This window comes from Actinocrinis sp., assembly GCF_035938995.1.
Classification (GTDB): Bacteria; Actinomycetota; Actinomycetes; order Streptomycetales; family Catenulisporaceae; genus DASZGI01.
Window position 1 is genome coordinate 1 of record NZ_DASZGI010000216.1, and the last position, 10,117, is coordinate 10,117.

Genomic DNA, 10,117 nt, shown 5'->3' on the forward strand with positions numbered 1-10,117 from the left:
CCTGGCCAGGGACCTCGGGGTGACGACGATCGTGGCGCTGGGGGCGTTGCTGGCGGACGTGCCGCACACCCGCCCGGTGCCGGTCAGCGGTTCGTCGAACAACGAGGAACTGCAGTCCGCGCACGGACTGGACAAGCCGACACTCCAGGGGCCGACCGGGATCAACGGAGTGCTCCAGGAAATGGCTCGGCACGAGGAGATCGAGCTGGTGTCCTTTTGGGCCGCCGTGCCGCACTACGTGGCACAGGCCCCCTGCCCGAAAGCGACCCTGGCGCTGATCCGGCGTATCGAAGACGTGCTGGACCTTACGATTCCGCTGGGCGAACTCCCCGAGGAAGCACGGGCCTGGGAGACCGGCGTAGACGAGCTGGCCGCCGAGGACAGCGAGGTCGCCGAGTATGTGCGCACGCTCGAGGAGGCGAAGGACACCGCTGAGTTGCCCGAGGCCAGTGGCGAGGCGATCGCCCGTGAATTCGAGCGTTATCTCCGTCGGCACGAACGGCGGCGGCGTGGAGAGGACGGGCCGGCGTAGCCGACAATCGGCTGCCGTCGCGAGAGAAGGTCAGCTCGAACGGGCCAGCAATTCTTGAGTTGACAATCAGCTACAGGAGAGCTCGCGCCCTCGCGCGTTTACGTCGTCGGACGCCACCCGACAGCGTGATCGCATTTCCCGGCCTCGCTGTCAAGCCACGTGCCACGTCCTCGTCCGCCATTTGACCACGTCGGCCACTTCGCGATCCGGGGGTCTCCGCTCCCGAGCCACGCCATCTCAACCCGGCTATGGCACGGCATTTTCGCTCACGCAGGCCCCCTGCGAGCCCCGGCACCAATTGGGCCAGCTGCTGCGCAAGCGACGCTCGCGCGACCGCTACTTCCCATGGTTTCTCGGTCCCGTGCCCTCCCAACCCATGTTCGTCAGCCGTCATACTCGAAAGGGTTGAGTAGCCGGACGCCCGTGCTCGCGACGTCCTTTATGTTCCGGGTCACCAGGGTCCAATCACGTGTGTACGCTTGCGCCGCCAGCATCGCGTCGTCGACTGGGATCTTGTTGCCCGCGGTGAGCTGACCCCAGATCAGCGCGTCCGGGAGCAGGACCGGAACGATCCGCTCCGTGAACTGCTCGATCGTGCGCTCCAGCCACGCGTTCAGCCGCTCGGCGCTGGCAAGGCCACGCTGCCTGGCCACCTGCACCCCGCGCCTGATCTCGCCGATGTTGAGGACGCTGATGTAGAGCTGATCGTCGGGTACTGCCTCTATCCAGGCCCGCACGGCCGGATTCGGCGCCCTTTTATGCAGCTCCGACAGGACGTTCGTGTCGAGCAGGTACGTCATCCGTTCTCCAGAAGGAAGTCGACGTCGCGGGCGTAAGCGTCGTCCCGCTCAAACACGAGATCGATGAATTCGTCGTCGAAGGTCGGCCCGGAGAGCAGGTGCTCCTTGAAACTCCCCTTGTTCTGTCCCGGGTGGAGCCGGCGGTACTCCTCGATGTCGATCACGACGGCGATCTCCTGACCATGCTTGGTGACGAACTGCGGACCGTCCACCTGGACGGACCTGATGAGCTCGCTGAAGCGCTGCTTGGCCTCCTGGATCTGCCAGTGCGAGTCGCGTGTGGTGACCGACATGAGGTCCTCCCGTGACTGGGCGCCACTTCTTATCTAGACAGACTAGACAGAATTCTCGTCGTGTGCAACCCTCGACTCAGAGCGATCCGGAAACGGATCAGAGCGCGACGCCGAGCAATGCGTCGACAGCACGGGAGACCAAGCCGGGGGCGGCGGCATCGGTCTCAGCCGTGTCGACTTCGCAGGCATTCATGGCCGCCCCATGGGTGCCCGCGGAATCGACCCGGTTCGATGTGGTTCCGCCGTGCAGAAGGTTCCGACGGCCGGTGCCGCCGACCTCCGTGTCACCGGAGTCGGCGGTGCTGGGAACCTCGGCGGCGCGCTTATCGGTCCCGCGGCCTGAGGCCGTCGGGGCAGGCTCACTGGGTTTCGCACCGCGGTGCTCGATGCCGAGTACCCGGTCGGCCCAGCCGTCGATCTCGGCGAGCGCGCCTGGCGTGTCGAGGTCGTCCGCCAGATGTTCACGGATCCGCGCGAGCAGCGCGTCGGCCGGGTGGGCATCCGGGCGGGAGACCGCGGCGCGCCAGCGGGCAAGGCGCTGCTCGGCCGCCTCGAGATCGGCGGGGAACCACTCCCAGTCGGAGCGGTAGTGGTGGGCAAGGATCGCCAGCCGGATCGCCATCGGGTCGTGCCCGGCGGCACGCAGTTTCGACACGAAAACGAGGTTGCCTTTGGATTTCGACATCTTTTCACCGCGGAGCGCGACCATGCCCGCGTGCGCGTAAATCCGCGCGAACGGCCGCTCCCCCGTCACGACTTGGGCCTCGGCGGCGCCCATCTCGTGATGCGGGAAGGCCAGGTCCGAGCCACCGCCCTGGACATCGATGCCGGCTCCGAGATGCTCCAGGGCGATGGCCGCACACTCGATGTGCCAGCCTGGGCGCCCCTCGCCGAGAGGCGTCTGCCAGGACGGCTCTCCCGGCCGGGCGGCCTGCCACAGCAGGCAGTCGAGCGGGTGGCGCTTGCCGGGCCGGTCCGGATCACCGCCGCGCTCGGCGAAGACCTTCTCACGCAAAGCGGGGTCGAGACCTGAGACAGTGCCGAAGTCGGGGTCGCTGTGGACGTCGAAATAAACGTCTCCGTCGACGCGGTAAGCCGTGCCGTTCTCGAGAAGTCGTTCGACGAGAGCGACGACGGCCGGGATCGCTTCGATCGCGCCGACGTATCGGTACGGCGGCAACACACGCAACGAGGTCATGTCTTCGCGGAAAAGCGCGATCTCGCTGAGCGCCAACACCTGCCAATCAGCGCCGGTCTTGTTGGCGCGCTCGAGGAGCGGGTCATCGACGTCTGTGACGTTCTGGACGTAACGCACGTCGTAGCCGTTGTCCCGCCAGACGCGCTGGACGAGGTCGAAAGCGATGTAGGTCGCGGCGTGACCGACGTGAGTCGCGTCATATGGCGTGATGCCGCAGACATAGATGCGGGCCGGGCCGTCGGCCGCGGGCCGGGCAGGCGTGGCCGCCTTCGTCCGGGTCGAGGTGTCGTAGAGACGGAGGGTGTTACCGCGTCCGGGCAGGGTCGGCGGGTTGTTCGTCGGCCAAGCATCCATGCGCACCACAATAAGACGCCACGGTGATCAAGGGCGAGTCGCGGCCTATTCGCGGACCAGGTGCGCCGAGGTCCGCGTTGACGACACCGACCTGCTCCATCGCCTCTCGGCGCCGTCAAAGCCTGGCAGGTGGGGTACACCTCGCCCGGGTGAGGGACCACGCCGAGAGTCGCGTCCTAGATCAGCGGCCAGGGAATCGGCCTCCGGCGGTCTTCCGGTCCGGGAAAGACCCCTGCGCTCAGTAGCGCCTCCACACGCGAGCGGAGCGCGGCGACCTCATCCTCACTAAGGAGTTCCATGAGGCGTTCGTTCAACGTCTCGTCGCCCCGGATGCGGGCGAGAACGTCCCGCTCCTCGTCGGTCAGTTGACGACCAGCGAAGCCCCACAGCAGGGTTCTTAATTTGTCCTCGGTGTGGAATGAGACACCGTGATCGATCGCGTAGAGTCTGCCGTCGGCTCCAGGGAGAACGTGGCCGCCCTTGCGGTCGGCATTGTTGATCACAATGTCGAAGAGGGCGACGCGACGTAGTACCACATCATCACGATGCGCGAGCAGCGCAAGCTGGTCATCTGCCAACTCGACGGTGACGATCGGGCACCAGCCCTCGTGTTCGCCGTCCTGGGGCAGCACGGTGAGGAAGTGGGCCGTGTCCGTCTCGGCCGTTTCAATCCATTGTTGGCACATGCCCGGGCCGAAAGGGCCGTCGCGCATCACAGTTGTCGGCACCAGATCCCAGCCGGCGGCGGCACTCACTTCGTAGGCAGCCACCTCCCGGGCTGCGAGGGTGCCATCGGGGAAGTCCCATAGCGGCCGCTCTCCCGCTATCGGCTTGTACACGCAAGTCACCGAGTCTTCGCGGTCATCGGTCTTGAGCACGGACGTGCAGTAGAGGGTCGCATTGGAGGCTTCGGTGAGCCGCCCCTCGACCTTCAGCTCGCCGTCGCGCAGCGTTTCCGTCACGCCGCCGTCCGGCGCCGGTAGCCGTTTTGGCGGGGGCAGATGTGCCCCTGAGGATCAAGAGGCAACTCACACAGGGGGCATGGCGGGCGACCGGCGGCGACCACGGCTTGGGCGCGAGCGGCGAAGGCTCGAGCCTGCCCGCCGGTCAGCCGTACCCGAAGCACGTCTGGGGCCTCGGCGGTCGGATCGTCGGACAGCGGCTCCGCCGGGTTCTCCGCTTCGGTGACCGCGCCGGCTTCGATCACGATGCGAGCATGTGATTCGTCCCAGGCCAGGGCGAGCGAGCCGACGCGGAACTCCTCCAGGATCGGCTGATCGAGCGGGTCGTTGTCAGTCATATCGGAGGGAACCGCGGCGGGCACTGGAGTGCTTCCTCCCGTGCGCCGGACGATCTCGTCGAGTAGCTCTTCCAGCCGCTCAGCCAGCAGCGCGACCTGCTCCTTCTCCAGACCCACCGAGGTGACCCGTGGTCCGGAGCGGGCTTGAAGGAAAAAGGATCGAGACCCGGGCTCGCCGACCGTACCCGCCACGAACCGTTCCGGCGGATCGTATACGAACAGGTGCCTCGGCACGGTGTTCAGCCTCCCTCTGCTGCGCGCGAGTTGCTGCGTCGTCCCACTGGCCCGGTCGCGTCAGATCCGAGCCTACGCGGTCTTAGTCTTAGTCTGCTCCGGCGCCCCCGCCCACCACCGCTTCACTCGCGAGCGTCTTACGGGACTTGCCTCGACGCTTCGGCGGAATCAGCGCCGCCACGTCTCCGCCTGTGTCGTTGAGCCGCAGTATGAACGGACGCGTCAGCGTGTAACGGATCACCGTGACCGAGCAGGGATCGGCTTGGATGCGCTGGAAGAGATCGAGGTGCATCCCGAGGGCATCCGCCGCGATCGCCTTGATGATGTCTCCGTGGGACACGACCGCATAGGTCGCGTGCTCGCCAAGCGAGGCGTTCCAGGTGCGGATCGCCGTCACGGCGCGTGCCGACATTGCAGCCATGCCCTCGCCACCAGGGAACACTGCTGCGGCCGGATGCGCCTGAACCGTCTTCCAGAGCGGTTCCTTCGCGAGCGTCTTGAGATCCCGCCCGGCCCAATGGCCGTAATCGCACTCGTTGAGCTGCTCGTCGATGTACAGCGGCGTGTCACGCCGGCCGACAAGCAAGGCCTCGGCGGTTTGCCGGGTCCGCTCGAGCGGGCTGCAGATCACAGCGGCCAGCGGGACCGCGGCGATTCTCTGGGCAAGCGCGTTCGCCTGCTCGCGGCCGCGCTCGTCGAGCTCTACACCCGGAGTGCGTCCGGCGAGCACCCCGGACGCGTTGGCGGTCGTGCGTCCGTGCCGAACCAGCAAGACAGTGGTCACTGCCTTAACCTATCCCCCTCCGGCTGTCTGCGGCGCCCTTACCAGCCTGCACTGAATCCGCCCATACTGCTGCACGTGCCGAAGCAAATAGCGCGCCTCATCACTCAGAACTAGCCCATTGCTCATCGCACCAGTCAAGGCGACCGCGACTTTGCCCGCTGCTCATTGCGGGCGCGGCCGGAAAACGCTCACCTTCGGGATTTCTCGGAGATTAATCGCACCCACCACGACGCAAAATGCGCTCCTCGCAGTTGACCGGGCCTTCCTGGCGGTCGTAGGTCGCGCAGCTGGGGGGCAAGACTCTGCCTGCTCTCAGATCTTTCGCAGGTGGTGCAGTCAACCCCGAAGAGCCGCGGCGCATCGTCGATGACGATCGACGCACTCAATTCGGACGCAAGTAATCGCGCCAGGTAGCACTCTCGTCATAAAACAACTGCTTGCCGAGATATCCTAACCGCGGCCGCGACCCGAATAGCGAACCACGCCGTGGTTACGCTATTTCCCCTCAGGGTCCGCGAGGCCCGCCGCACGCAGTGCCTCCGAAGCCGTGCCAAGAGCGGCGAGCCGGTCATCAAGGCTCGCAGCAAACGGGCTCACAGACAGTGTCGTGACCCCCGCTTCCGCGTACGCCTTCATCCTTTCCGCGATGCGGTCGGCCGGGCCGAGGAGGCTCGTCGCGTCGATGAATTCGAAGGGCACGGCCGCGGCGGCATTGCGGTGCTCCTTCGCCAGATACAACTCTTGAACCCGGGCGGCCGCGTCGGCGAATCCCATGCGGCAAGCAAGCTGGTTGTAGAAGTTCTGCTCGCGACTACCCATGCCGCCGATGTAGAGAGCTGCGTACCAGCGCACCAGTTCGGCGGCTTGCTCCACGTCATCGTGCACAACGATCGGCACAGTGGGGACGACATCGAATCCGGCCAGGTCCTTTCCAGCTTGCTTACGTCCCGCTTCGATCGAGGCCAGGAGGTCGGCGGCGAACTGCGGGGCGAAGAAGACTGCAAGCCAGCCGTCGGCGATGCGCCCGGTCAGTTCGAGATTCTTCGGCCCGATGGCGGCAAGGTAGATCGGGATCTCGGCCCGGACGGGATGTACCGTGAGCTGGAGCTTCTTCCCAGGACCATCGGGCAGGGGGAGTTGGAAGTGCTTGCCTTGATATTCCAGGCGCTGACGGCTCAGCGCCAGCCGGACGATGTCGACGTACTCACGGGTGCGTCCGAGGGGCTTCTCGAATCTGACGCCATGCCAGCCCTCAGACACCTGCGGACCGGAAACGCCTAGGCCGAGGCGGAACCGGCCGCCGGAGAGCGAATCGAGTGTGGCGGCGGTCATCGCGGTCGTAGCTGGGGTCCGGGCGGGGATCTGGAAAACGGCTGAACCCACGTCGATCCGCTGGGTCTGCGCGGCGACCCAGGCGAGTACGGTCGCGGCGTCTGACCCGTAGGCCTCGGCCGCCCAGCAGACGGCGTAGCCGAGCCGATCAGCCTCCCGTGCCAGGGCGAGGTTGTCCTGGTCGTTGCCCGCGCCCCAGTAACCGAGGTTGACGCCCAGCTTCATTGCCGCTCCGTCTCCTAAGAGGGTCCCGCCATGCCATTCTGCGGCTACCCTACTCGGCAGTAACTAAGGTCGTCGAGGGCACGTGGATGAATGGCCTCACGGTGGCTCGAGGAATGGCGAGGCAGAGGGGCACCGGACAGCAGCGGAGGAAGTGGGCCGACAGCGGGCCCGACGAGCGCCAGGAGTTCAAGGCCGAGACTCGTCGACGAGGCGAACTGTAGATTGGCGCACTCAGTAGCGCTTGATGAATTTGCCGTCACGCGGGGGGCCTGGGCTAGATCGCGCGGGAGCTGCATCCAACAGCATGCGAGCGGGGCGGAGCACAGGTGAAGGGCTCCGCCGAACGGGCGACGGGTGGCATTTGTACACAGCCGAATAGGTGAGGCCCCCTCGTCTCTGGCCCGTCACCCAGTACATTGCGTGGCATGGAGCAGCGACATCTGGGGCGGACCGGCTTGCGCGTGTCCCGTCTCGGCTTGGGCACGATGACCTGGGGCAGAGACACCGACGAGGCCGACGCGGGCGATCAGCTCAAAGCCTTCCTGGACGCGGGCGGGACGCTCGTGGACACTGCCGACGTCTACTGTGACGGGGAGTCGGAAACCCTACTCGGCCGACTGGTCGAGGGAATCCGGGCAGACGTCGTCATCGCGACCAAGGCGGTCTCGGTTCCGCACAGTGACCGACGCTTCGATGCTTCACGCGGTCATCTGCTCTCTGCCCTCGATGCTTCGCTCACCCGCCTCAGCACCGACTACGTGGATCTCTGGCAGCTGCACGCCTACGACGATCACACTCCGATCGAGGAGACGCTCTCCGCTCTGGATGCGGCGATCTCGTCGGGCAAGGCGAGATATGTCGGAGTGTCCAACTACTCTGGTTGGCAGTTGGCTGCGGCGGCCTCGTGGCAGCGGGCGGGACCTGGGCGCGCGCCGATCGCGTCGGTGCAGATGGAGTACTCGCTCCTTCAGCGTGGGGTGGAACGCGAAGTCGTTCCGGCCTCGCTGGCGCTCGGAATCGGACTGCTGCCCTGGTCGCCGCTCGGTCGCGGGGTCCTGACCGGCAAGTATCGGACTGGAACGCCGTCGGACTCGCGCGGCGCCTCGGACCGATACGGTGGCTTCGTCGAGCCCTACCTCGGCGAGGCGCCGCGCCGCATCGTGGACGCGGTGGCCACCGCCTCGGACGGGCTCGGGGTGGCGCCGGTCGAGGTCGCGCTCGCATGGGTGCGAGACAGACCGGGCGTCACGGCTCCGATCGTCGGGGCGAGGACCGCCGCCCAGTTGCGCGGTGCATTGGCCGCCGAGGAGTTGACGCTGCCTCGGACCATCCGGGAGGCGCTCGACGACATCTCGGCGCCGGCGCTCGGATATCCGGATCACGGTTGGAACAGGGGTTAGAACCATGCAGGAGGGGGGCGGGCCGCAGAGCGGCCGCCTTGTCGGGTGGCTGAGCGCTGCGGGCGCGCCCGAGGCGGTCGGGGCACGGATCGAGCAGGCACTCGGAGAACACGCGGCGGATCTGGTGGCGGAGGATCCGTGGTGCGTGCTGGAAGTTCCCGGCGTGGCGCCCCAGGCGGCGGACGCGCTGGCCCGGGTCGCTCTCGGACGGACGCAGCCGGATGACCCGCGCCGCACGCGGGCACTGATCGGCTGGCTGTTGCGGCGGGCAGCAGCGCGCGGGAGCACAGTTCAGGGCGCAGACGTCATCGCCGATGCGTTGACCAAGGCCGAGATCCCCGATGCCACAGGTGCGGTGGCCGACGCCATCGAGCATGGAATCGCGCTGGCGTTCGCGGAGCCCGTCTCGCTCTCCGCAGACGCTGATGAAGACGAGGCGGAGGAGTTCGAGCGGCTCGACGCACTGGATGATGACGATCCCGCTGCGATGCTGACCAGCAGCCGCACGTTGCTCGCACTCGAGCGATGGGCGTTCGCCGAGCAGTCGGCGGCGGAGGCCGCGCAGCGGCTGGCTGCGACTCCGGAGGCGGTCGATGCGAAGGAGGGTGCGGCGACCGGGGACGCGCTGACGGCTGCTGCGGCGGAGAACGGCCTAACATTGATTACAGGGGCAAACGCAGCGGAGCTAGCTGCGCTGGCGACGGCGTTCCCGAATGCGCTCCTCACGTCACCCGTTCCCGGCGGAGTGCGCACGCTGACGGCCGCTGGGGCAGAGGTATGCGACGCACGCAATCTGGTGACCCATCCAGACCGGATCGCCGCGGCGGATATGGTGATCCTCGCAGATGCTCAACTCATTGATATTGAGCTTGGTGCCGCGTTGCTGGAAGCCGTCCGGGATGGGGCGCACGTGGTCATGGCCGGCGATCCTGCGACCTGCGCTCCGGTTGGTCCCGGGCTGCTGTTCCGGGACTTGTTGGAGGTGGATGGCCCTGAGTTCGGTGGCAAGGTCCCCAGGGTTGAGCTCAAACGGCGTCCGACCGGCCCACTATCGGCTCTGGCCGACTCGGTTCGGTACGGCGGTCTGCCGCCGCAGGAGCTGTTGCAGGGAACGGACGAGCGGTCGGCGCGTGAAGTGGTGATCGTGCCGGTGCGAGAGAGCGGCGAGGCGGTACACCGAGCCGTCCAACTCGTTGCGGATTCGATTCCGCGCGCGATCGGAGCATCGGGCGGTCAGGTGCTCGTGGTCGCGCCGCTGGCAGAGGGCGCGGCGGGGACGATCGCACTGAATTCCGCGCTCAAGCAGCGGCTCAATCCGGGGCAGGGCGTGTGTGGCGGATTCGATGAGGGTGATCGAGTCGTCGTCGGGACGCCCTTGGCGGCGCACGGTCCGTTGCGGGGCGAGACAGGCACAGTAAGCCGCTCAGAAGCGGGCGGGTTGACAGTCGTGTTCGATCCGCCGCTGGGCGAAGTTGACCTTGGGCCAGAAGAGGTCGGGTCGTTGCGGCACGCGTGGGCGCTGACGGTGGCGGAGGCGCAGGGCGGGCGATGGCCAGCGGTGGTTGCGGTGTTCGACGCCGAGTCGGCTCCGGCGCTGACCCGTGCGATGGCGCTTGGCGCGATCACTTTGGCCACGAGCCACCTTTCAGTGGTGCATGGGGCAGG

At 66.9% G+C, this 10,117-nt stretch carries 9 protein-coding genes and 1 pseudogene; 3 read left to right on the forward strand and 7 right to left on the reverse strand.

Annotated elements, in window-relative coordinates:
• Positions 1-532, forward strand: a 532-nt coding sequence (locus VGZ32_RS15330) for a PAC2 family protein (RefSeq protein ID WP_326886705.1), incomplete at its 5' end; no start/stop codon positions are given.
• 383 nt (positions 533-915) lie between these two features.
• On the opposite strand, the gene VGZ32_RS15335 is transcribed toward VGZ32_RS15330, so the two are convergent.
• From VGZ32_RS15335 to VGZ32_RS15365, 7 genes and pseudogenes are all read right to left on the reverse strand, one after another.
• Positions 916-1,332 (reverse strand): type II toxin-antitoxin system VapC family toxin, encoded by a 417-nt coding sequence (locus VGZ32_RS15335; protein ID WP_326886706.1) that lies wholly within the window; start codon positions 1,330-1,332, stop codon positions 916-918.
• Entirely contained in the window at positions 1,329-1,625 is a 297-nt protein-coding gene (locus VGZ32_RS15340; protein ID WP_326886707.1) for a type II toxin-antitoxin system Phd/YefM family antitoxin, read from the reverse strand. Before VGZ32_RS15340 ends, VGZ32_RS15335 begins: the two co-directional genes overlap by 4 nt.
• 403 nt (positions 1,626-2,028) lie before the next feature.
• Positions 2,029-3,177: pseudogene (gene mshC / locus VGZ32_RS15345) on the reverse strand (cysteine--1-D-myo-inosityl 2-amino-2-deoxy-alpha-D-glucopyranoside ligase); the annotation flags it as partial.
• A 176-nt stretch (positions 3,178-3,353) separates the two neighbouring features.
• Positions 3,354-4,139, reverse strand: a complete 786-nt coding sequence (locus VGZ32_RS15350) for an SCO1664 family protein (protein ID WP_326886709.1) — start codon at positions 4,137-4,139, stop codon at positions 3,354-3,356.
• Positions 4,136-4,711, reverse strand: coding sequence for a DUF3090 family protein (locus tag VGZ32_RS15355; RefSeq protein ID WP_326886710.1), 576 nt, complete (start codon positions 4,709-4,711; stop codon positions 4,136-4,138). The genes VGZ32_RS15350 and VGZ32_RS15355 overlap by 4 nt, the downstream gene beginning before the upstream one ends.
• An 88-nt stretch (positions 4,712-4,799) precedes the next feature.
• On the reverse strand, positions 4,800-5,495 hold the full coding sequence (locus VGZ32_RS15360; protein WP_326886711.1) for a histidine phosphatase family protein: 696 nt from the start codon (positions 5,493-5,495) through the stop codon (positions 4,800-4,802).
• A 495-nt stretch (positions 5,496-5,990) separates the two neighbouring features.
• Entirely contained in the window at positions 5,991-7,052 is a 1,062-nt protein-coding gene (locus VGZ32_RS15365; protein WP_326886712.1) for an LLM class F420-dependent oxidoreductase, read from the reverse strand.
• Positions 7,053-7,477: 425 nt separating this feature from the next.
• On the opposite strand from VGZ32_RS15365, the gene VGZ32_RS15370 reads away from it, so the two are divergent.
• On the forward strand, positions 7,478-8,452 hold the full coding sequence (locus VGZ32_RS15370) for an aldo/keto reductase (protein WP_326886713.1): 975 nt from the start codon (positions 7,478-7,480) through the stop codon (positions 8,450-8,452).
• Positions 8,453-8,456: 4 nt separating this feature from the next.
• Positions 8,457-10,117: helix-hairpin-helix domain-containing protein (locus VGZ32_RS15375; protein WP_326886714.1), on the forward strand; the 1,661-nt coding region annotated here is incomplete at its 3' end.

Excerpts from the sequence above, each read along its gene's own strand:
- VGZ32_RS15335 (WP_326886706.1), bottom strand. The coding sequence starts at position 1,332 with ATGACGTACCTGCTCGACACGAACGTCCTGTCGGAGCTGCATAAAAGG.
- VGZ32_RS15340 (WP_326886707.1), bottom strand. The coding sequence starts at position 1,625 with ATGTCGGTCACCACACGCGACTCGCACTGGCAGATCCAGGAGGCCAAG.
- VGZ32_RS15365 (WP_326886712.1), bottom strand. The coding sequence starts at position 7,052 with ATGAAGCTGGGCGTCAACCTCGGTTACTGGGGCGCGGGCAACGACCAG.
- VGZ32_RS15370 (WP_326886713.1), top strand. The coding sequence starts at position 7,478 with ATGGAGCAGCGACATCTGGGGCGGACCGGCTTGCGCGTGTCCCGTCTC.